Raw genomic sequence first — 21,590 nt, 5'->3', positions numbered from 1 at the left:
TATCAAATCAAACGGCGAAAATCAAGCTGGCTTACCGCGCCACCGCTACAGCGGGCAGGTTTCCTTCACATGCGTCTCGAAGAAATCCGAGAATGTCGCGACGCGCAGGGGAAGCTGGTCATAGGGCGGGTAATACAGCGTCAGCCAGACGTCGGGCGTCGACCATTCGGGCAGCACCTGCGCCAGCCGCCCGGCCTGCAGCTCTCGCGCCACGATGAAGCGCGGCAGCAGGGCGATGCCCTCGTCATTCAGCACCAGCCGGGCCAGCAGATCGCCATTGTTGACGCTGAAGGTGCCGCGCGCCTTGTGGCTGCGGCGGCTGGCGCCGCGCGACAGCTCCCACACCTCTTCGCGGGCGTCGGCGCCATAGCTGAGGCAGGTATAGCCCGACAGATCATCGGGCGAGCGCGGCGCGCCCTTGGCGGTCAGATAGGCGGCCGAGGCGACCAGAACCCGCGGCACCGGCATGATCTTGCGCCAGATCGTCGACTTGTCGCTTGGCGGGCCGGAGATGCGGATGGCGAGGTCATAGTCGTCCTCGACGATATCGACAAAGCTGTCCGACAGGCTGACCGCGACATGGGTCTGCGGATGCAGCGTGGCGAACTGCGTCAGCACCGTGGGCAGCACCTCGAGCCCCAGCGACACCGGCGCGCTGATGCGGATGCGCCCGGCGGTCAGCCCATGCGCCTCGCTCGTGGCCTCGGACGCCTGCGCCAGCCCTTCGGCCAGGGGCGCCACCCGCGCTGCATAGACGGCCCCCGCCGAGGTCAGCGAGACCTTGCGCGTCGTGCGCACCAACAGTTGCACGCCCAGATTATCCTCGAGCGCGGCAATGGTGCGCGTGACCGAGGCCGGGGTCAGCCCAAGCTGCCGCGCCGCCCCGGCAAAACTTTGCTGCGCGGCGACGGCCAGAAACACGCGGATGGATTCCAACTCTCCCATGCGACTAGCGTTACGCCAGACGCAACAATCAATGCAAGATTATACCTGTTCTGCTGGGTGCCCCGATCCCCTAAATTCGGATCAACACTTCCTTCAGCAAGGAGCCTGTCATGCTCAACCAGATCAAGGGCCTGCATCACGTCACCTCGATGGCGGCGGACGCGCAGGAGAACAACGATTTCTTCACCAAGCTGCTCGGCCTGCGTCGGGTGAAAAAGACCGTGAACTTTGACGCGCCGGACGTCTATCACCTGTATTACGGCGACCATGTCGGCACGCCCGGCTCGGTCATGACCTATTTCCCGTTCCCGCACATCGCCAAGGGCCGCCGCGGCACGGGCGAGGTGTCCGAAACCGCCTTCGCCGTGCCGGAAGGCGCGCTGGACTACTGGCGCGAGCGGCTGACGGCGGCCGGGGTCGGCGGGCTTCAGGATGACACCCGCTTCGGCGAAAAGCGCCTGCGGTTCCCGGGTCCGGATGGCGACGGCTTTGCGCTGGTCGAGGTGCCGGACGACAGCCGCGCCCCCTTTGGCCACGGGCCGGTGCCGGCGGATCGCGGCGTTCACGGCTTTCGCGGCGTGACCATGCGCCTGCGCGACGGCGAGGCCACGGCCGAGCTGCTGAAGTTCATGGGCTATCAGGAACTTGCCCGTGACGGCGCGCTGATCCGCATGGGGATCGAGGGCGGCAACGGCGCCGATATCGTCGATCTCGAGGTGCTGCCCGACGCCGAACGTGCCCGCGAGGGCGCCGGATCGGTCCATCACGTCGCCTTTGCCGTCGCCGACCGCGCCGCACAGGCCGAGGTGCGCCGCGCGCTGCTGGATGCGGGCGCGCATGTGACCCCGGTGATCGACCGCGACTATTTCTGGGCGATCTATTTCCGCACACCCGGCGGCATCCTGTTCGAGATCGCCACCAACGAGCCGGGCTTTGACCGCGACGAGGATGTGGCCCATCTGGGCGAGGCGCTGAAACTGCCCGACCAGCACGCCCATCTGCGCCCGCAGATCGAGAAAACGCTGACGCCGATCACGGACTAAGCGCCGAGTGCGGGGCGGCAGCGCCCCGTCGAACAGCGGCATCGTCCAGAACGAAAAGGACCGGCGCGCAAACGCAGGTCCTTTTGCTGTTTCAGGCGTGTCCGATGCGGGCGTAAATCCGCACCGGACCAGCCGCAGCGCTTACTGCGCCGGCTGGGCGTCGGTGACGCTGCACTCGATGCTGCTGCCCTCTTCCATCTCGTTTTCCAGCGTCGCGCTGTCGCCCTTGGTCCACCAGACATGCGCGCCCGAGACGTATTTCGCGCCCGAACCCGACACGACGTTGACGAAGATCCGCTGCTCGCCGTCGATGGGCAGGATCGCCAGCGCGTTCGCGCCCGCGTTCACATACTGGACCGGCATCGCGCTTTGCCCTTCGCCGCAGGCATAGCTGTGGGACTGCACGTTATCCAGCGAGCCGGGGGTCAGCGTGACCGAGACATTGGCCTGCGCCGAGGCGACGCCGGCACCAGCCAGCAGGAAAAGGGCGGAAAGGGCGATACGCATGGGGATAATTCCTTTGTTTCATTGTCGTCTTCCGCCTTCCTAGCCCGGATCGGCGGGGGATATCAGGGGCTGCGCCCGGCCTCACGCTTATTTGGTCGGCCGGGATCTGCGCGGGTCAGCCGTTCAGCATGGCCCGCAATTCGGTGATTTCGTCGGCCATGATGCCGTGGCCCGCGCCGGGATAGATCTGCGTCGTCACCCGCGCACCCATGCGGTTCAGCACCTCTTCCGTCGTCCTGATCCGGGCCAGCGGGATATGCGGGTCGCGCTGATGGCAGCCCAGCAGAACCGGCGTGCCGTCGAGACGGCCGGAATAGTCGAAGGTCTTTTCGACATGGTCATAAAGCTCGGGCAGCCGCGGGCCGGTTCCGTCGGCGGTGCCGACCAGCCCGCCGGACAGACCGGCGACCCCGGCAAAGGGGGTGCCCGCGCGGGCGGCGTATTCGACCGCCAGACAGGCGCCTTGGCTGAAGCCCAGCACCACCGTCCGATCCGGCCCGAAACCGTCCGCCGCCAGCGCTTCGGCGATGCCGGCCACGCGGTTCAGCGCCGAACTCAGCCACGGCTCGTTCCGGGTCAGGGGCGCCAGAAAGCTGTCGGGCCACCAGGAATTCCCCGCCGCCTCGGGGGCGCGGATGGCGATGTCGGGGATGCCCAGATGGTGGGCCAGCCCCAACATATCCTCGGGCGAGCCACCGCGGCCATGCAGCATGATCATCGCCAGCCTTGCCTGCGCCAGCGGGGCGCCGGCGGACAGGATGCGGGTCTGGCCATGTGGATCGTCGGTCATGTCGTCTGCCTTTCCGAAAACCGGGCCGGGGGCCGGACCAGTCCGATCCCGCCCCTTGGCCCTATTAGGGTCAATGCTGCTCAGGGATAGAACACGCCACCCGTTGCGCGGCGCGGCTTGCCCTGATTTTCCGGCAGCGGGATGAAATCTTCCTCATCGCCGGGCACGGTGTCGAAACGGCCGCGCGCCCATTCCTGCTTTGCCGCCTCGATCCGTTCGGGGCGCGAGGACACGAAGTTCCACCAGATATAGCGCGGACCGCCCATCGGCGCGCCGCCGAACAGCATGAAGCGCGCATTCGACCGCGCCCGCACGGTGATCGCGTCGCCGGGGCGCAGCACCAGAAGCTGGCCGGGTTCGAAACGGTCGCCGGCGATCTCGATCTCGCCCGAGATGGTATAGAGGGCGCGTTCCTCGTACCCCGCATCAATGGGCATCTGGCTGCCGGCCTGCATCTCGACATCGCCATAGAGCGTTTCCGAGGCGGTGCGCAGGGCCGAGGTCTTGCCGAACATCTGGCCCGCGATGATGCGGGCCTTGATGCCGTCCGCCTCGATCACCGGCAGCTCGCCCTCGCCGTAATGGATGAATTCGGGGGCGGATTCCTCTTGCTCTTCGGGCAGGGCCATCCAGGTCTGGATGCCGAACAGGCGCTGCCCGTTCTTGCGGCGGTCCTCCGAGGTCCGCTCGGAATGAACGATGCCCTTGCCGGCGCGCATCCAGTTGACGGCGCCGGGGCGGATCGTCTGCTCGGTCCCCAGCGAGTCGCGGTGCAGGATCTCGCCCTCGAACAGATAGGTCAGCGTGGCGAGGTTGATGTGCGGATGCGGGCGCACGTCGATGCCCTGATCGGTCAGGAACTCGGCCGGGCCCATCTGGTCGAAGAAGATGAAGGGGCCGACCATCTGGCGCTTGGTCGAGGGCAGGGCGCGGCGGACCTCCATCTCGCCCAGATCGACGGCGCGGGGGATGATGAGGGTCTCGATGGCGTTGACGCCATCCTTGTCGCCCAGGACGGGGTCGGGGCAGGGGGTCCAGCTCATGGGTGGTGCTCCTTGTTATGTGGGTTGAGGCTGATGGGGCGTGGTCTGATGTTGGGTCGTCACGATGTTGGTTGCGCGAGGGCAAAAGCGGTCGCGGCGAGGGCCGCGCGGGGGTCAACGTCCTGGCCTGCCGATCCGATCCTGCGGGCGATGGCGGGGCGATGGAAGGCGCTTGTTCCGGCTGTCCGGGTCCGGGGTGGTCGGCGTCGTTCGCCGTTTCCTGACCTGTTCGCTTGGGCTATAGCCGGGCGATGATGCGGCTTCTGTCTCGAAATCGGTGGATGCTGGCCCATGCGGCGCGGATGACCATTGCCGGCATCGCGGCGTTGGGGCTGGTCCATGCGCTTGGGCTGTCGGTCGAGCTGTCGGCCGTCATCACCGCTGTCATGGTCACGCAAAGCAATGTCGGCGGCTCGCTGAAAATGGCGGTCGAGCAGTTTCTGGGCTCGCTGTTGGGCGCGGGTTTCGCCGCCGCAGTGGCCTTTGTGCTGCGGCCCGAGGACGCGCTGACCTATGTCGCGGCGCTCGCCATCACGCTGGCGCCGCTGTCGGTGGTGGCGTCGCTGTCGCCCGGCTACCGGATCGCGCTGATCACCGCCGCCGTGGTTCTGCTGGGCCGACCGGGGATCGAGATGAACCCGCTGGACCTGGCCGTGTCGCGGATCTTCGGCGTCGGTCTGGGCTGTGCGGTGGGGGCTGTTCGTGGCCGTGGCGATCATGCCGGCGCGGGCCTCGCGGTCCATCGGCAAGACCGGGGCCGAGGTCGCGCGGCTGCTGGCCCGCCAGCTTGACGCCCTTGCCGCCGGAGGCGAGGCCAGTCAGGCGGATCTGGGCAGACTGGCCGGGCGGGTGCGCGAAAGCCTGCGCGATCTTGCCGAGTTCGTGGATCAGGCGGGGCATGAGCAGCGGGTCCGGTTGGGGCAGCTTCCCGATGGGCAGCGATTGCTGCGCACCTTGCGGCGGATACGGCATGACGTGGACATGTTGCGGCGGGCGGCGCGGGGCGGGGGCAGCGATCTGCTGCATGATCATGTGGCCGGGCCCTGGCGTCAGGCGGCGCTGTGCGGGGCGGCGACCTTGCGGCGCATGGCCCGCTGTCTGGACAACGACCCCGCGCCCGAGGCGACAGAGACGCTGGCCGAGGCGGTCGGGGCCTATCGCGCGGCGGTGGATGAGATGCGCGGCGACGGATCGGCGCAATCGCTGACGACCGAGGAGCTGGGCCGGATCTTCAACCTCGGCTTCGCGCTCGAACAGTTTCGCCGCGATCTGGATGACGGGATCGAGGTCTCGGCCGAGTTCTGCGGCCGGGCCTGACCGGCAGCCCGTCCGGCGCGACCGGTCAGGATCGCGCCGGATGCGCCAGCCCGTCGGGGCTGGCGCTGCGGGCTCAGTTCAGCTTGCCGGCGACCTCGATCAGGCGGCGGGTCTGGTGGCCAATGGCGGCTTTCACCTCGTCGGTGAACTCGGCGCCCTGGGTGTGGCTATAGCCATAGGCGTTGCCGCCGGCCTTGAAGATCGCCTCGTCGGTGTAACCCGGCGCGACGACAAAGCCGCCCCAATGCATGACGGTGGTATAGAAGGAAACCAGCGTCGTTTCCTGCCCGCCATGGGTGTTCTGCGCCGAGGTCATGGCCGAGACCGGCTTGTTCGCCAGCCCGCCCTTGGACCAGACCCCGCCCAGCGTGTCGATGAAGGCGCGCATCTGGCTCGCCATGATCCCGAACCGCGTCGGGGCCGAGATCAGATAGGCGTTCGCCCATTCCATATCCTCGGGCGTGGCGGTCGGGATGTCGGCGGTCTTTTCCGCCTGCGCGGCCCAGGCATCGACGCCGGCGACGACATCCTGCGGCGCGGTTTCGGGGGCCTTCAGCAGCCGCACCTCGGCGCCGGTGGCCTTGGCGGCCTCGGCGGCGATCGAGGCCATCTGATGGTTGGTGCCATAGGTGGAATAATAGATGATGGCGAGCTTGACAGTCATGGATACTCTCCTTGGGTGGTCAGTGAGGGGGGTGGGGCGCAGACGGGCAGACCGGCTGCGCCGTCTGTGCCGAGGTGATGCGGGTCAGGGCCGCGCGGTGGTCGGGTTGCGCATGGCATCCACGCTCCACGGGCCGGGACCGGCAAAGACGAGATACAGGAAGACGAAGCAATACAGGATCGCCGCGTCGCCCTGGTTCAGCGGCGGAAAGAAGCTTTGCGGGAAGTGAACCATGAAATAGGCCACGGCCATCATGCCCGACAGGACGAAGGCGACCGGGCGGGTGAACAGCCCGATGACCAGCAGCCCGCCGCCGACAAGCTCCAGCAGGCCAGCGATCCAGCCCAGGGTAAAGGCGGTGGGCGGGTTTTCCATCGCCGGGAAGCCCAGCAGCTTTTGCGTGCCATGGGCAAAGAAGATCAGCGCCGAAACGATCCGCAGCACGCTGAGCATGCGCGCGGTCCAGACGGGTTCAAGATAGCGGTCGGCGGGGCGGTCGATCATGTCGAGGGCCTTTCTCCGTCCGGGGACGGGGTTGAGGGTGGGGCCGGCGCGTTCGCAGGGACCGATCCTGCGCCCTGCCTAGGTCTGTCAGAGGACAACCCGCAGGAGGTGGGATGGTTCGCTTGGCACGCGCGCCGGCTTGGTTGTCAGCAGATATAGACTGGCGCACCATGTGCCTGAATAGGCAAAATATCGCATTTATTGTTGCAATGGCGGCAATAATGGCGCGGGGCCAAGTGGAGTGGCGACCCGGCGCTGCGCGGGCTCACAGCGGATCGTGGGCGCGGGATCAGGCGGGCCGGGTCCAATAGACGGCATAGGACAGGCAGGCCAGCAGCCCCAAAAGCGGGATCAGCACCGCCAGCGGCGTCACCGGGTCGCCGAACAGCGCCGCGACCGAGCCTGCGACCAGCCCCGCGCCCATCTGCAGGAACCCCATCAGCGAGGAGGCCGCCCCGGCCATGGAGGGAAACGGCGCCAGCGCCGCCGTCGACCTGGCCGGCATGACCGCCGCGATGCCGAAGACATAGATCGCGACCGGCCCCATGACGCCGATCAGGCTGGGCTCGCGGAACAGCAGCGTCAGGAACATCAGGCTGGCCACCACGATCAGCCCCAGCCCCGGCGCCACCAGCCGGTCGGCGCTGTGGCGCTTCATCAACTGGCGGATGATGATGGCGGCGACGAACAGGCTGCCCGACTGCATGATCATCGCCAGCCCGAACTCGGCCGAGGAAAAGCCAAGCTCGTCGATCAGGATGAAGGGCAGGATCGTCGCCTGCGCATAGATCGCCCCGTTCGAGCCGGAGATGGTCAGCGACGAGGCCATGAAATGCCGGTTCCCCAGCAGCGTGCCGTAGGATCGGAACAGCGCGCCGATGTTCAGCCGGGATCGGTCCGCCACCACCGTTTCATGCAGGAAGCGCCGGGTGATCAGCACCACGATCACGGCGATCACGCTCATCAGCACAAAGATAGAGCGCCAGCCGAACAGCGTGACCATGAAGCCGCCGATGGTGGGCGACAACGCCGGGGCGATGGCCAGGATGATGCCGATGGTGTTCATGATCTGCGACGATTCCTCGCCCTCGAACAGGTCGCGGACCACGGCGCGGGCGATGGCGACCCCGGACGAAGCTCCGATCCCCTGCGCCAGCCGCGCCGCCATCAGCGTCTCGATGGACTGCGCGATCAGCGCGAACAGCGAGGCTACGACGAACAGCCCCAGAAACGCCATGATGACCGGCCGCCGGCCCAGCGCGTCCGACAGCGGCCCGACGATCAGCTGCGCACAGGCAAAGCCCGCGAAATAAAGCGTCAGCGTCAGCTTGACCATGCCGCTGCTGGTGCCCAGCGCCTCGACAATGGCGGGCATGGCGGGGGTATAGAGCGCGATGCCGATGGGCCCCATGGCGACGAACATCGCGGCCATCAGGCTGACTCGGCGCGCGGACATGATCGGCGCGACGGGGGCGGGCGAAAGCTGGCTGGCTGACATCTTGTTCAATGCGCGACCGTCCTTGTGACTGACGCTTCGGCCCATGACCAGCGCGGTCGCCCGTGAAGCATGTGTGTGATGACCCGTCGCGCGGCGCGCTGCAAGCGGGTGGAGCTCAGGCCGCCTTGGCAGCCGTGGCCGCGAACTGGCAGGCGAGTTCGTCGATGATCTCGGCCGTGGTTTCGGACGCCGCGACCGCGCCGATGCCGTGCCCGGCCGACCACAAATCCTTCCATTTGCTGACCGAGCTTTCCAGCCCCGACAGATCGAAGGCCTTGCCCGATTGCAGCGTGTCCGGGTCGATGCCGGCGCGGACCAGGCTGGGGCGCAGCTTGTTGGCCAGCGCCCCGGTGATCGCGTCGGTGCACAGGATGTCGTCAAAGCCGCAGTCGATGACCATCTGCTTGAAATCCTGCACCGCCAGACTTTCCTGCGCGGCCAGAAAGCGCGTGCCCATATAGGCCAGATCGGCGCCCATGCCGATGACCGCGCGGATGGCAGCCCCGGTCCCGATGCCGCCCGCGACGACCAGCGGGCCGTCGAAGAAGCGGCGCACCTCGTCCACGAAGGCAAAGGGGCTCATGGTGCCGGTATGGCCGCCCGCGCCGCAGCAGACCAGGATCAGCCCGTCCGCCCCGGCGGCCGCGGCCTTGCGGGCCAGCGCGGGCGAGTTCACATCGGCAAAGACCAGCCCGCCATAGTCATGCACCGGCCCCAGCGCCGGGGTCGGGCTGCCCAGCGCGGTGATGACCAGCGGCACGCGGTGATCGGCGCAGACGGCCATATCCTCGGCAAAGCGGGGGTTCGAGCGGTGGGTGACCAGATTGACCGCATAGGCCGTCGTCTCTGCCCCGGCCAGCGCTGCGTCCAGCGTCTGGAGCACCTCGCGAAAGCCCGCGCTGCTGCGCGCGTTCAGCGAGGGATAGGCGCCGATGACGCCGTTGCGGGCCGCCGCGGCCACCATCTCGCCGCTGGAGACCAGGAACATCGGCGCGACGATGGCCGGCAGGCTGTAGCGCAGCCGGCCCGGCAGTTCGTCGCGCAGGGTTGGGTTTCCGAAACGCTCGGTCATCTCGGCATCCCCATGATCGTCGGCAGATACAGCGACAGCGCCGGGATCAGGATCAGGATGACCAGACGCACCAGATCCGCGATCAGGAAGGGCACGATGCCGCGATAGATGGTGCCCAGCGAAGATCCCGGCAGCATCGCGTTCATCACCAGCACGTTGATGCCGATGGGCGGGGTGATCATGCCGATCTCGATCACCATGATCATGATGACGCCCCACCAGATCGGGTCATAGCCCAGCTGCAGGATGACCGGATAGACAAAGGGCAGCGTCAGCACCATGGCCGAGATGGTGTCGAAGATCGCGCCCATGATGATGTAGAAGATCATCAGGATGGCGATGATGACCAGCGGCGGCACCGGCAGCCCGCCGATCCAGTTGACCAGCGTCTCGGGCAGCAGCGACAGCGTCATGGCATAGCTGAAGATGCCCGCGCCGATCACGATGACATAGATCATCGCGGTGGTGGCGGCGGTGTCGTGCAGCGCGGCCCAGAACGAGCGCATCTTCATCTCGCCCCGGAACAGGGCAATGGCCATCGACAGCACGGCGCCCACGGCGGCGGATTCGGTGACGGTGAAGATGCCGGAATAGATGCCGCCCGCGACGACAACCGCCAGCAGCAGCACCGTCCACGCCCCGCGCAGCGCGTGCAGGCGCCCGGACCAGCTTGTCCGCTCGGCCGAGCGGCCGGATTCAGGCGACAGGCGCAGATAGGCCTGAATGGCGATGAAGTGCATCAGCACCGCGATGATCGCGGGCACGATGGCTGCGGTGAACAGCGTCAGCACGAAATTCTCGGTCAGGATGCCATACAGCACGAAGATGATCGAGGGCGGCACCAGCATCCCCAGCGTGCCGCCGGCGGCGATGCTGCCCCCGGCGAGGCGTTCCGAATAGCCGCGCTGGGTCATCTCGGGATAGGCCACCTTGGTCATGGTGGTGACGGTGGCGATGGACGAGCCACTGACCGCGCCAAAGCCCGCGCAGCCGCCGATGGTGGCCATCGCCAGACCGCCGCGCAGATGCCCGACAAAGGCGAAGGCGAGGCGATAGACGTCGCGCGCCATGCCGCCGCCGGCGGCGAAGTTGCCCATCAGGATGAACAGCGGGATCAGCGCCAGATCGGGGCTGGCAATGGCCGAGGTCGCCTCGGTCCCGATGACCGAGAAGGCGGCGTCCCAGTTGCGCAGAAAGGCGAAGGTGACGGCGCCGGCGATGGCCATCGAGACCCCGATGGGGATGTGCAGCACGATCATCAGCATCAGCGAGCCGACGCCGATCAGGCCGACCATTTCATTCGACATGGGTAAGGTCCTCGGCAGGCTTGGACTTGTTGTGGACCAGTTGCAGCAGGAACACGACGAACTGCATCGGCACGCTGATCCAGATGATGATCGCCGCCAGCCACCAGACGGGGGCGGTCGGCAGGCGCATGACATAGGTATAGTCGTTCTCGGCCGCCTTGCTGATCGCGACCTCGGTCACCTGCCAGGCCAGCACGGCCAGAAACAGCGCGGTGGCCAGCGCGGCCAGCGAATCGAGGATCCGCGAGGCGTGCCGCCCCAGCCAGGTGCCGAAGAAGTCGATGGCGACGTGTTTGCGTTGCAGCACCCCGGTGGGGAAGGTGGCCGCCACCACCAGGATGATGCTGAGACCGAACAGGTCAGGGACGAAGATCAGCGGCTTGCCGAACAGCCACCGGCTGACCACATCCGCGATGGTCAGGCCCGAAGCCAGCAGCAGGAATGCGACCCCGATGATCGCGGTCGGCTTGCTGATCGCCTCCGACCACTTCTCGACGCGCAAGAGCAGGTTATTGGACATCCTCGACCTCCCGTTTTTCCTCGTCCCCGTGCCGGATCAGCTGCCGGCGCGGAACTTCTGCAGCTTCTCGTCATAGGCCTCGATCAGGCCCGGTTCGACACGGCTGGCGACGTCTTCGCGCAGCGCCTTGGTCTTTTCCAGAAGCAGCTGGATCTGCTCCTCGGTCGCGTCGACGACGGTGTGCTTGCCGCTGGCTTCCAGCTTGGCACGGACCTCTTTGCCCTCTTCGCCGAAGAACGGGCCCTGACGGCGCATCCATTCCTCGCCGGCCTCGTCGATCAGCGCCTTGCCCTCGTCCGAGAGGCTGGCATAGGTGTCCACGTTCATCGCCAGCAGGAAGGGCAGCGAGCCCATCGGGATGTTGTAGACGTGGTTCGTCACCTCGTGGACGCGGAAGGTGTCGGCCACGGTCCAGTCGACCAGCGCCCCGTCCAGCATCCCGCGGCTGATCGCCTCGGCGACCTCGCTGGCCTTGACCGGCTGCGGGATCGCGCCCAGCGCCAGCATGGTGTCGGTCTGGGTGCCGCCGGCCACGCGCACGCGCTTGTTTTCGAAATCCGCGACCGATTCGACCGGCTTGGACGAGAACAGGATGCCCGGCTCGGCCATCCACATCGACACGATCTGGATCTGATCGTGCTGGCCCAGCTTGCCTTCCTTGTACAGCTCCCACGCCGCCTGCGTGCCTTCGGCGGCGCTGCGGGCAAAGCCGGGCAGTTCAAAGATCGCATAGTTCGGGTATTCGCCCGGCGAGCGGCCGGGGACGATCGCGACCATGTCGGCGATGCCGTCCTTGACCAGCTTGTCCTGCTGGTTCGGGTCGCGGCTGAGCGTGCCGCCGGCATAGACCTTGATCTTGAATTCGCCGTTCGCGCGCTCGTTCACCCATTCCGTCCACGGCACCAGATCGTCGACGATGAACGACGAGCTGGCGGGGATGTAGGTGGCAAAGCTCAGTTCTTTCGGCTCTGCATAGGCGGCGGTGGTGGCGATCGCAGCGCCGCCAAAGGCAAAAGCCGCGATCATGTTGGTCCAGTGGTTACCCATTCCAAGTCCTCCCTTGGGGTTCAGTTTGTCGTCGGTTCTGTCAGTGCATCGCGGTGGCGAGGTCGTCGACATCGCGTGCCGCAGCCTTGACCCTGCGGTCAAGGAAATCGATCAGGATCCTGTTGAAGCCGTCGGCATCCTCGGCCCAGCCGAAATGGCCGACATGCTCCATGCAGTGATATTCGGCGTCCGCGATCTTGCTGGCCATCTTTTCCATGACCTTGGGCGGGGCCGCCGCCAGATCGTGACCGCCCGAGATGCACAGCGTCGGCACCTCGATCATGGGCAGCACGTCGCGGCCCTCGAACTGCGTGATGGCCTGGACGGCGGCGCGGAAGGTGTCCTCGCGCATCAGGCTGACGACGCTGATGACGCGGTCGATGTCCTGACCGGCCGAGCCGGGGGCCAGCATCGCGGCGATCATCTTGGGCGCGAATTCGGGCAGGGTCATGCCATTGTCCAGCGGCGCCACGCGGGCGCGGACGAATTCCTGTTGCCAGTCGCCGTCGGACTTGCCGAAAGCCGCGCTGGTCGCCGACAACACCAGACCGTCGATCAGGTCCGGGCAATAGCTGTAGCAGCGCTGCGCGATCATCCCGCCCATGCTGTGGCCCAGCACGACGTTGCGGGCGGTGCCCTCGGCCCGGATCAGGTGTTCGGCGGCGCGGGCGGCGGCCTCGACGCTGAAATCGGCGGGCATCGGGCTGACGCCATAGCCGGGCGCGTCCCAGGCGACGACGCGGTAGCCGGCATGGGTCAGCGCCTCGATCTGGCGGAACCAGTATTCCTTGGCGCCAAAGGCGCCGTGCAGCAGAAACACGGTGATGTCGCCACTGCCGCTGACGCTGTGGTCGGGAAGTCGGATCTTGCTCATGTCGTTTCCTTTTCGGTTTCCTTGCGCGCATCCGTGGCGACCAGGTCGCGCAGCGCGCCGATATCCACCTTGCCGCCGCCGGCGCGGGGCATGTGTTCGATGACGGTCAGGTGCTGGGGCAGTTTGAAAACGGCGACATGGCAGTCATCGCGCAGATAGGCGATCAATTCGTCCAGCGTCACCGACTGGCCGGGTTTCGGCACCACCACGGCGGCGACGATCTCGGCCAGCTTGGGATCGGGACGGCCGACCACGCAGACCTCGCGCAGCTTGGGGTGGTCGATTAGCAGCCCCTCGATCTCTTCGGCCGAGATGTTCATGCCGCCGCGCACGATCATGTTCTTCAGCCGCCCGACAAAGCGGTAATAGGGCCTGCCGCCGCCGGCGTGTTCGAACAGGTCGCCGGTTCGGTAATAGCCTTCGTCGTCGAAGGCAGCGGCGGTGCGGGCCGGGTCGTTCCAGTAGCTGTCGAAGACCAGCGGGCTGCGGACGCACAACTCGCCCGGCACGCCGGGTTCGGTGATGACCTCGCCGGTGTCGGGCGAGACCAGCTTCGTCTCGACCTCGGTCGCGCAGGGCAGGGCCGAGCGGAAGCCGTTCCAGCCGTAGGCCGGGAAGAAGGCGGCGCGATCCTCGGGCGCTGCCATGTCGGCCTCGGACGAGACCAGCAGCGCGCCTTCGCTTGATCCGTAGACATTGACGATGTCGATGCCGAACCGCTCGCGGAAGGCATGCACGACCGAGGGGCTGAGCTGCGCCGAGCCCGAGGTGATGTGGTGCAGGCTGGACAGATCGACCGCCTCGCCCGCGTCGTCGCGCTGCAGGATCATCTGCAGGATCGCGGGCGGGGCGCTGGTCATTTCGGGGCGTTCGTCGCGGATCTGCTGCAGGAACACCTCCATGTCGAAGGGCTGGTGCAGGACCATGCGGCCGCCCAGTTCCAGCCAGGGCACCAGCCCGGTGGTGATGGCGCCGATGGTGTTCAGCATCCGGGGCGACATAAAACACGCGCCGTCCTGCAAGCCGCCGATATCGGCCAGAAAGCGGCGCTGGTGCATCTGGTTGCTGTGGCTGCGGCGCACCGCCTTGGGCGAGGCCTCGCTGCCCGAGGAAAACACGATCATCGCCGTGTCGTCGGGACCAAGCTGCAGCGCCGCGTCGTAACGCGCCAGCCGCTGCAATTCCGCGTCATCGGGCGCCCGCGCCGCATCGGGGTCCAGCGCGATGACGCCGTCGGGCAGGTCGGGGCCATAAGCCAGCAGGGGAATATCCTTCCCGCGCTTGGCGACCAGATCATGCAGCATCTGCAGCATCTGCATATGCGCGCACTTGCCCAGCCGGGCAAAGCCCACGATCGCGTCGGGTTCGACCACATCCATCAGCCGCGCCAGCTCGTGTTCGCGATACTGGATCGGCACCGGGGCGCAGATCGCGCCCAGACGCAGGATGGCAAGCTGCACGATGATGGTTTCGTGAACCGTGGGCGCAGGGCTCAGGACCATGCTGCCCTTGCGGACGCCCGCATCCAGCAGCGCCAGCGACAGGCGGTCCACCCGCTCGCCGACCTCGCGCCAGGTCAGGCGCTGTGCCGGGCCGTCGGTGACGCGCGCCCGGTCGGGCGGGTCGATCAGCGCGCAGCGGTCAGCCGCATCGGCGCGACGCCGCAACAAAAGCTCGCCAAGCAGCAGCGGCGTTGCGGAAACATCCTCGTGACGGGTCTGGACTGCTGAACACATGAACGGGCCCCCCTTCCCTGTAATGTCGAATCGCTTGACTACAGTAGATAGACCAATTCAGAGGTGCTTTCTACGACTATTATCATTTTTGTCGTTATATGCGCTAAAGTAAGGCAGGTTTATTCTGGCCGACATGCGGGCTTGACATTCATAGTCGAAACTTCATCTAATGAAGCAACAGCGACGATTCTTGGGGAGGGCGGCGCGTTATGCAGACTGTCATCATCGATGCGATCCGAACGCCGCGCGGCCGTGGCACCACCAGGGGCGGTGCGCTCAGCAGCCTGCGGGCGGCCGACCTGCTGGCCGGGCTTTACCGCGAAATTGCCGCCCGTCATCCGGGGGTCGAGGCGCTGGTCGGCGATGCGCTGATCGGCTGCGTCACCCAGACCGGGGATCAGGGCTCGAACATCGGCAAGGTCGCGGCCTTGCGGGCGAACTGGCCGGACGAGGTGCCCGCCGCCACCATCAACCGCTTCTGCGCCTCGGGCCTGTCGGCGGTCAATGCGGCGGCTGCGCAGGCGCAGGTCAATGACAGCGTCGTGCTGGGCGGCGGGGTCGAGATGATGTCCCGCACCCCGATGTTTTCCGACAATGGGGTGCTGTTCGCGGATAAGGATGTCGCGCGGTCGGCGCGGTCCGTTCATCCGGTGCTGGGCGCCGATCTGGTCGCCACGCAGCACGACATCAGCCGCGCCGATTGCGACGCCTATGCCGCGCTGTCGCAACAGCGGGCCGAGGCGGCGCGGGCGCGCGGGGCCTTCACCTCGATCATCCCGGTCCGCGATGCCAGCGGTGCGGTGCTGCTGGATCAGGACGAAACCATCCGCAGCGGCGTGACGGCGGAAAGCCTGTCCGGGCTGGACCCGGTCTTTGAAAAGGTCGGTGACGCATCGGACGTGGCAGCCCTGCTGAGCGGGTTTCCCGATCTGCACCGGATCGTGCATGTCCACCATGCCGGCAACGCCCCGGCCATGGCCGATGGCGCGGCGCTGGTGCTGATGGCGGGCGAAGATGCTGCGAAGCGTCACGGGCTGACCCCGCGCGCCCGCATCCTCGCCACCGCCGAGGCGAATGTCGCCATCACCCAGACCGGCGCCGTGGATGCCAGCCGCCTTGCCCTGCAGCGCGCCGGGCTAAGCGCCGACGATATCGACCTGTGGGAGGTGCGCGACAGCTTTGCCGCCGTCACCCTGCACTATATCCGCGCCTTCGATCTTTCCTTGGACAAATTCAACGTCAACGGAAGCTCGATCGCGCTTGGCCATCCGATGGGGGCGACCGGCGCGATGCTGGTCGGCACCCTGCTGGACGAAATGGACGCCCGCGATCTGCGCTATGGACTGGTCGCAATCGCGGGGGCAGCCGGGGTCGCCTCGGCTGCCGTGATCGAACGTATCCCAACTTGAAACCGAACCCGCCCCAAGGGCGCGTCTTCCAGTAGCAGGAGAATACCATGCTCCATATCTTCGATCACGGTCATTCGACCGTGAAATTCCCGAACGACAACCCCTATCTGAACGGGCCGCACAAGCCCATCGACCTGGAATACACCGCAAAGGGCCCCGAGCTCGAGGTGGTGGGCGAGATCCCCAAGGATCTGCAGGGCATGTATGTCCGCAACGGCCACAACCAGATCCACGAACCCATCGGCCGCTATCACCCCTTTGACGGCGACAGTATGCTGCATGCCGTCTGGTTCAACGAGGGCAAGGTCGAATACCGCAACCGCTTCACCATGACCACGGGCCTGCTCGCCGAACGCGCCGCCGGCAAGTCGCTGTGGCCCGGCATCATCGAGCCGCGCAAGGCGGTCCGTCGCGGCTGGGGCAGCATCGGCAAGATGAAGGACAATGCCGGCACCGACGTCATCGTCCATGGCGGCAAGATCATCGTCGCCATGTCGCAATGTTCCGAGCCCTACCGGCTGGACACGCGCACGCTGGAAACGCTGGGACCGGACGAGAACTGGGCGCAGGCGCTTGGCGACCGCGGCATCTGCTCGCACTTCAAGGTGGACGAGCACAGCGGCCACATGATGTTCTTCAACTTCGCCGAAGAGCCGCCCTTCATGAATTACGGCGTCGTCGATGCCGAGAACAACCTTGTCCACTATGTTCCCATCGACCTGCCCGGCCCGCGCTGGCCGCATGACATGGGCATGACCGAGAATTACTGCGTGCTGCACGACCTGCCGCTGTATTTCGACCACGAGGGGCTGAAGCAGGGCAAGCATCGGCTGGGCTTCCACCGCGACGTGCCCTCGCGCTTCGGGGTGATCCCGCGCTTTGGCACCAATGAGGACGTGAAGTGGTTCGAGGCCGAACCCTGCTATATGCTGCACCTGTCCAACACCTATGAGGATGGCGACGAGATCGTCATGGACGGCTGCATCATCGGCAACCCGATCCCCGACATGTCCGACCTGCCGAAAGAGGGCTACGAGCGTCTGAACCGGATGCTGGACATGCACACGACCGAAACCCGGATGCATCGCTGGCGCTTCAACATGCGCACCGGCGAGACGAAGGAAGAGCGGCTGGACGACACCATCACCGAGTTTCCGATGATCAACGGCCTGCATAACGGCCGCGACTATCGCTACAGCTACAACGCGCTGCCGCAGCCGGGGTCGTGGTTGCTGGACGGGCTGAAGAAATACGACGTCAAAACCGGCCAGACCCAGACCTTCATGATGCCCAAGGGCGAGTTCGTCAGCGAGGCGCCCTTTGCCCCGCGCCTGAACTCGAAATCCGAGGATGACGGCTACGTCGTGACCTTCGTGACCAATGTGAACACCGGCAAGGGCGAATGTGTGCTGTTCGATGCCGCCAATATCGACAAGGGGCCGATCTGCCGGATCATCATGCCCTATCACATCCCGACCGGCGCCCATGCCTTCTGGGCCGGTCCGCACATGCTGTATGAAAACGGCGTCAGCCTGGCGGACTGATCCGGCAGGGTGAACCTGCCCCGCCGCCGCAAGGTGGCGGGGCATCCAGCGATTGACGGGTGCGCCCGTCCTCCCCCGAGAGGCTTGCACAGATGACCGCAGCATCCGCGATCGAGGTGCGCAACCCCCGCACTGGCGCGCGCGATTACAGTTTCCTGCCCGATACGCCGGCAGACGTGGCGGCGGTGGCTGAACGGCTGCGCGCCGCGCAACCGGCTTGGGAACAGGCCGGCGTGGCGCATCGCGCCGCAGTTCTGACGCAGTTGACCGACGCCATCCAGCGTCACCGCGACGCGCTGCACCGGGCCGTCGAGACCGACACCGGGCGGCGCTTCGAAACCGGGATCGAGCTGTCCGCCGTCGGCTTCTGGGTCGAGCGCTGGTCGCGCATCGCGGCCGAGACCTTTGCCGAGGAACTGCACGACACCGAATTTCCCGGCATCGCGTCGCAGGCCGGCTATCTGGCCTATCCGCTGGTCGGGGTGATCAGCCCGTGGAATTTCCCGCTCGCGCTGTCGCTGATGGACGCGGTCCCGGCGCTGCTGGCCGGGGCGGCGGTGATGGTCAAACCGTCCGAGGTGACGCCGCGCTTTATCGACGTCATGGATCGCATCCTGGACGAGGTGCCGGACCTGCGCGATGTGCTGGCCTATCTGCGCCGCGCGGGCGATATCGGTGCGGCGGTGGTCGAGCAGAGCGATCTGGTCTGCTTCACCGGCTCGACCGCGACCGGGCGCAAGGTCGTCGTGCAGGCGGCGCAGCGATTCATCCCCTGCTTTACCGAGCTTGGCGGCAAGGACCCGGCGGTGATCCTGCCCGGCGCCGATCTGGACCGCGCCGCGACCGCCATCGCCAATGGCGCGACGCTTGGCAGCGGCCAACAATGCTATTCGATCGAGCGGATCTATGTCCCCCGCGCCGACCGCGACGGCTTTCTGGATCTGCTGCTGGACAAGGTGGGCAAGCTGCGGCTGAGCCACCCCGATCCGGCCAAGGGCGAGATCGGGCCGCTGACCTTCGCCCCGCAGGCCGAGATCATCGAACGGCATCTGCAGGATGCGGTGGAGAAGGGCGCCACCATCCTCTGCGGCGGGCGGATCATCGACCGCGACGGCGCGAAATGGTGCCCGCCCACGGTGCTGGCCGATGTCACCCATGACATGCTGGTGATGCGCGAGGAAACCTTTGGCCCGGTGCTGCCGGTCATGGCCTATGACAGCGTCGATCAGGCGGTCACGCTGGCCAATGATTCGACCTATGGCCTGAGCGGTGCCGTGTTCGGGCCGGAAGCCGAGGCGATTGCCGTGGCGCGGCGGCTGTGGGTCGGCGGTATCTCGATCAACGATGCCGGGATCGCGCCGATGCTGATGGGCGACAGGCTGGTGGCGGAAAAGACCGCGTTCCGCGGCTCTGGCCTTGGCGGGTCGCGGCTGGGGCGCGACGCGCTCAAGAGGTTTCTGCGCAAGCAGGCGATCCTGGTGAACCGCAATCCGGGCGCCTCGCCCTGGTGGTTCGAAACCTTGCAGAAGGAAGACTGACGATGGATTTCAGCAACCGGATCGTTCTGGTGACGGGCAGTGCCTCGGGGATCGGGCGCGCCATCGCCCATCGTTTCGCCGAGGCCGGGGCGCAGCTGGTGCTGCATGGGCTGAACCAGCAGGACGCGACCGAGACGGTGGCCCGCGAGTTGCAGGACAAGGGCGCCAGGACGCTGCAGACCGATGGCGATCTGACCGACCCCGAGGTGGTGCGCGCCATCGCCGCGCAGATACAGGACCATGCCGGGCGGCTGGATGTGCTGGTCAACTGCGCCGGGGCCTCGCCGTTGAAGAACCGGCTGGAGGACATGCCGCTGGCCGACTGGAACCGCGTCATCGCGATCAACCTGACCTCGCAGATGCTGATGTGTCAGGCCGCGCTGCCGCTGCTGCGCAAATCCGACGCGCCCGCCATCGTCAATATCAGCTCATCCGTGACGCGGGTCGGCGGGGTGCCTGGCGGCATCGCCTATACCGCTGCCAAGGGCGGCGTCGATGCCTTTAACCGCGCGCTGGCCCGCGAGCTCGCGCCCGAGGGCATCCGCGTCAATGCGGTGGCACCGGGGCTGGTCGAATCCGATTTCCACCCGTTTTCGGCCAAGGCGAATTATACCTCGGTCGTCGATCTGATCCCCATGGGCCGGATCGGAGAGCCTGCCGATCTGGCCGGGCCGGTGGTGTTTCTGGCCTCGAAAGACGCGGGCTGGGTCACGGGCGAGATCGTCGAGGCGACCGGCGGGATGCGGCTGTCGGTCTAGGGCAGAGGTCGCGACCGCCGGTCCAAAACCCGTCACCAGCCCGTGTCGAGGATATCCAGATCGGCACGGCGGATGCGCTCGCCACAGGCCGAGCAGCGATAGAGCGGCGTGTATTCATGGCCGCAATCGCGGTGGTGGAACACCAGCGGCACGCCGCTGGGATCGTCGCGCCACTTGTCGCCCCATTTTGCCATCATCGCGATATAGGGAAACAGGTCCAAGCCCTTGCGGGTCAGGTGAAACGCCTCGTAGCGTTCGCTGTCGTCGATGGTGCGGCGGGCCAGCACGCCGATCTCGATCAGCTCTTTCAGCCGCATGGACAGCACCAGCGGCGGAATGCGCAGATAGGCGACAAGATCGTTGAACCGGCGGCCGCCGCGAAAGGCGCTGGCGACGATGGCCGGCGCCCACATGTCGCCGAACAGGGTCAGCGCCTCTTCCGAACCCAGCGCGTCCTGCCCGTGGCGGATGGCGGAATTGGCGCGGCGGCGGGAATGCGGTTCGATCCGCGGCTCCAGCCCCTCGCCGGGGCCGGGTTCGGCATAGGTGTTGAACGGCGTCAGCGGCTGCGCGCAGACATTGCAGCTAAGGATGACGTCGCATCTTTCGCCGCACAGCCGATGGCGGAACCACAGCCCGTCATCGCTTTGCGGCCAGTACCAGCGGCGCGACCAGCGGACCATGGCGACCAGCGTCTCCCACAGGTCCAGCCCGGCCTCGTCCAGATAATACTCCATCCGCTTGCCGCCCTTGCTGACCGGCGATTTGCGGAAGACGCGGGCCTCGACCAGCCGGTCCAGCCGGTTGGTCAGCACCGCCTTGGGGATGCCCAGATCGTTCTGCCAGTCCGAGAAACGCCGCGTGCCCTTGAAGGCCGCGCGCAGGATCAGCAGCGTCCAGGTGTCGCCGACCACCGCCAGCGCCCGCACCACCGAGAACCGCGCGACCAGCGTGCTGTCGTCGTCAAACTCGTGCGCGGCCTGATCCATCACGTCCCTTTCCTGCGCTGCTCGATCTGTGGGCCTCGATCATTCGGCGTCGATCATCCAGCGCGTCAGCATCTGTTTCTGCTCCTCCGACAGCGGCACCGCGCTGCGCAACCCCTCGTCGATCAAGACCTGCGTGCAGCGGCCGCGGGCGATCAACTGCCCGTCCAGCACGATCTGCTGCTGGAAATCAAAGCTGCTGCGCCCGATCCGCGAGATCCCCAGCGAGACCTCGACCGTGCCCGGCCAGCGCATCTCGCGCAGAAAGTCGATGGTCAGCGTCGCCAGCACGGCGGTCTGGCCCTGGGCCTCGCGGAATCCGCCGGGCTCGCACTGGAAGGCCACGCGGTTCTGTTCCAGCAGCGTCGCATAGACCGAGTTGTTGATATGCCCCAGCGGGTCCATGTCGCGAAAGCGCAGCGCCTCATGCGTCAGGAAGGGCAGCGGGCTTGGCTGGTCGGATCGTTCGGGCATGGGGGACCTTGGCT

Annotated in this window: 22 protein-coding genes; 7 read left to right on the top strand and 15 right to left on the bottom strand. The window is 66.6% G+C overall.

Annotated elements, in window-relative coordinates; translation table 11 throughout:
* Positions 1 to 45: 45 nt before the first annotated feature.
* A complete protein-coding gene (locus tag CYR75_RS11805; RefSeq protein ID WP_101500216.1) occupies positions 46 to 945 on the bottom strand; it encodes a LysR family transcriptional regulator in 900 nt (299 codons plus the stop codon).
* Between the two features lie 110 nt (positions 946 to 1,055).
* Between CYR75_RS11805 and CYR75_RS11800 the strand changes: the two genes are divergently transcribed.
* Positions 1,056 to 1,988 carry a ring-cleaving dioxygenase gene (locus tag CYR75_RS11800; RefSeq protein ID WP_101500215.1) on the top strand — a complete coding sequence of 311 codons (933 nt, stop codon included), beginning with the start codon at positions 1,056 to 1,058 and terminating at the stop codon, positions 1,986 to 1,988.
* 141 nt (positions 1,989 to 2,129) lie between these two features.
* Here the strand turns inward: CYR75_RS11800 and CYR75_RS11795 are convergent, their stop codons facing one another.
* The 3 genes from CYR75_RS11795 to CYR75_RS11785 form a co-directional block, all read right to left on the bottom strand.
* A complete protein-coding gene (locus CYR75_RS11795) occupies positions 2,130 to 2,495 on the bottom strand; it encodes an MliC family protein (protein WP_101500214.1) in 366 nt (121 codons plus the stop codon).
* A 115-nt stretch (positions 2,496 to 2,610) separates the two neighbouring features.
* Complete coding sequence (locus CYR75_RS11790; protein ID WP_101500213.1) at positions 2,611 to 3,285, bottom strand: alpha/beta hydrolase; 675 nt, start codon at positions 3,283 to 3,285, stop codon at positions 2,611 to 2,613.
* A gap of 80 nt (positions 3,286 to 3,365) precedes the next feature.
* Entirely contained in the window at positions 3,366 to 4,328 is a 963-nt protein-coding gene (locus tag CYR75_RS11785; RefSeq protein ID WP_101500212.1) for a pirin family protein, read from the bottom strand.
* Positions 4,329 to 4,579: 251 nt separating this feature from the next.
* Here CYR75_RS11785 and CYR75_RS11780 point away from each other — a divergent pair, with 251 nt between their 5' ends.
* Positions 4,580 to 5,119: an FUSC family protein gene (locus CYR75_RS11780; RefSeq protein ID WP_101500211.1), complete on the top strand. Its 540-nt coding sequence runs from the start codon at positions 4,580 to 4,582 to the stop codon at positions 5,117 to 5,119.
* The gene (locus tag CYR75_RS11775) at positions 5,031 to 5,645 is read left to right on the top strand and encodes a hypothetical protein (protein WP_158644648.1); all 615 of its coding nucleotides are present in this window, start codon (positions 5,031 to 5,033) and stop codon (positions 5,643 to 5,645) included. The genes CYR75_RS11780 and CYR75_RS11775 overlap by 89 nt, the downstream gene beginning before the upstream one ends.
* 73 nt (positions 5,646 to 5,718) lie before the next feature.
* Here CYR75_RS11775 and wrbA read toward each other — a convergent pair whose 3' ends face one another.
* The 9 genes from wrbA to CYR75_RS11730 all read right to left on the bottom strand — a co-directional run bounded on the left by wrbA (position 5,719) and on the right by CYR75_RS11730 (position 14,867).
* On the bottom strand, positions 5,719 to 6,309 hold the full coding sequence (wrbA, locus tag CYR75_RS11770) for an NAD(P)H:quinone oxidoreductase (RefSeq protein ID WP_101500209.1): 591 nt from the start codon (positions 6,307 to 6,309) through the stop codon (positions 5,719 to 5,721).
* Positions 6,310 to 6,393: 84 nt separating this feature from the next.
* A complete protein-coding gene (locus CYR75_RS11765) occupies positions 6,394 to 6,813 on the bottom strand; it encodes a DoxX family protein (RefSeq protein WP_101500208.1) in 420 nt (139 codons plus the stop codon).
* Positions 6,814 to 7,102: 289 nt separating this feature from the next.
* A complete protein-coding gene (locus tag CYR75_RS11760; protein WP_101501026.1) occupies positions 7,103 to 8,311 on the bottom strand; it encodes a multidrug effflux MFS transporter in 1,209 nt (402 codons plus the stop codon).
* Between the two features lie 115 nt (positions 8,312 to 8,426).
* Positions 8,427 to 9,383, bottom strand: a complete 957-nt coding sequence (locus CYR75_RS11755) for an NAD(P)H-dependent flavin oxidoreductase (protein ID WP_101500207.1) — start codon at positions 9,381 to 9,383, stop codon at positions 8,427 to 8,429.
* The gene (locus CYR75_RS11750; protein ID WP_101500206.1) at positions 9,380 to 10,690 is read right to left on the bottom strand and encodes a TRAP transporter large permease; all 1,311 of its coding nucleotides are present in this window, start codon (positions 10,688 to 10,690) and stop codon (positions 9,380 to 9,382) included. The genes CYR75_RS11755 and CYR75_RS11750 overlap by 4 nt, the downstream gene beginning before the upstream one ends.
* A complete protein-coding gene (locus tag CYR75_RS11745) occupies positions 10,680 to 11,210 on the bottom strand; it encodes a TRAP transporter small permease (RefSeq protein WP_101500205.1) in 531 nt (176 codons plus the stop codon). The genes CYR75_RS11750 and CYR75_RS11745 overlap by 11 nt, the downstream gene beginning before the upstream one ends.
* 36 nt (positions 11,211 to 11,246) lie before the next feature.
* Complete coding sequence (locus CYR75_RS11740) at positions 11,247 to 12,257, bottom strand: TRAP transporter substrate-binding protein (RefSeq protein ID WP_158644647.1); 1,011 nt, start codon at positions 12,255 to 12,257, stop codon at positions 11,247 to 11,249.
* Positions 12,258 to 12,297: 40 nt separating this feature from the next.
* A complete protein-coding gene (locus CYR75_RS11735; protein WP_101500203.1) occupies positions 12,298 to 13,131 on the bottom strand; it encodes an alpha/beta fold hydrolase in 834 nt (277 codons plus the stop codon).
* Entirely contained in the window at positions 13,128 to 14,867 is a 1,740-nt protein-coding gene (locus tag CYR75_RS11730; RefSeq protein ID WP_101500202.1) for a class I adenylate-forming enzyme family protein, read from the bottom strand. Before CYR75_RS11730 ends, CYR75_RS11735 begins: the two co-directional genes overlap by 4 nt.
* Positions 14,868 to 15,076: 209 nt before the next feature.
* Here CYR75_RS11730 and CYR75_RS11725 point away from each other — a divergent pair, with 209 nt between their 5' ends.
* The 4 genes from CYR75_RS11725 (at position 15,077) to CYR75_RS11710 (ending at position 20,116) form a co-directional block, all read left to right on the top strand.
* The gene (locus tag CYR75_RS11725) at positions 15,077 to 16,276 is read left to right on the top strand and encodes an acetyl-CoA C-acyltransferase (protein ID WP_101500201.1); all 1,200 of its coding nucleotides are present in this window, start codon (positions 15,077 to 15,079) and stop codon (positions 16,274 to 16,276) included.
* Positions 16,277 to 16,323: 47 nt separating this feature from the next.
* Positions 16,324 to 17,820 (top strand): carotenoid oxygenase family protein, encoded by a 1,497-nt coding sequence (locus CYR75_RS11720; protein ID WP_101500200.1) that lies wholly within the window; start codon positions 16,324 to 16,326, stop codon positions 17,818 to 17,820.
* A 92-nt stretch (positions 17,821 to 17,912) separates the two neighbouring features.
* Complete coding sequence (locus CYR75_RS11715) at positions 17,913 to 19,358, top strand: aldehyde dehydrogenase family protein (protein ID WP_101500199.1); 1,446 nt, start codon at positions 17,913 to 17,915, stop codon at positions 19,356 to 19,358.
* A 2-nt stretch (positions 19,359 to 19,360) separates the two neighbouring features.
* Entirely contained in the window at positions 19,361 to 20,116 is a 756-nt protein-coding gene (locus tag CYR75_RS11710; protein ID WP_101500198.1) for an SDR family NAD(P)-dependent oxidoreductase, read from the top strand.
* A 32-nt stretch (positions 20,117 to 20,148) separates the two neighbouring features.
* Here the strand turns inward: CYR75_RS11710 and CYR75_RS11705 are convergent, their stop codons facing one another.
* Together CYR75_RS11705 and CYR75_RS11700 are read right to left on the bottom strand one after the other, a co-directional pair.
* Positions 20,149 to 21,105: a winged helix-turn-helix transcriptional regulator gene (locus tag CYR75_RS11705; protein ID WP_101500197.1), complete on the bottom strand. Its 957-nt coding sequence runs from the start codon at positions 21,103 to 21,105 to the stop codon at positions 20,149 to 20,151.
* Positions 21,106 to 21,144: 39 nt separating this feature from the next.
* A complete protein-coding gene (locus tag CYR75_RS11700) occupies positions 21,145 to 21,576 on the bottom strand; it encodes an acyl-CoA thioesterase (RefSeq protein WP_158644646.1) in 432 nt (143 codons plus the stop codon).
* Positions 21,577 to 21,590: the final 14 nt, after the last annotated feature.

Source organism: Paracoccus jeotgali, from assembly GCF_002865605.1.
GTDB classification, from domain to species: domain Bacteria; phylum Pseudomonadota; class Alphaproteobacteria; order Rhodobacterales; family Rhodobacteraceae; genus Paracoccus; species Paracoccus jeotgali.
The sequence above is the reverse complement of the archived record's forward strand: the minus strand, read 5'-3'. Positions and strand labels throughout refer to the sequence as shown.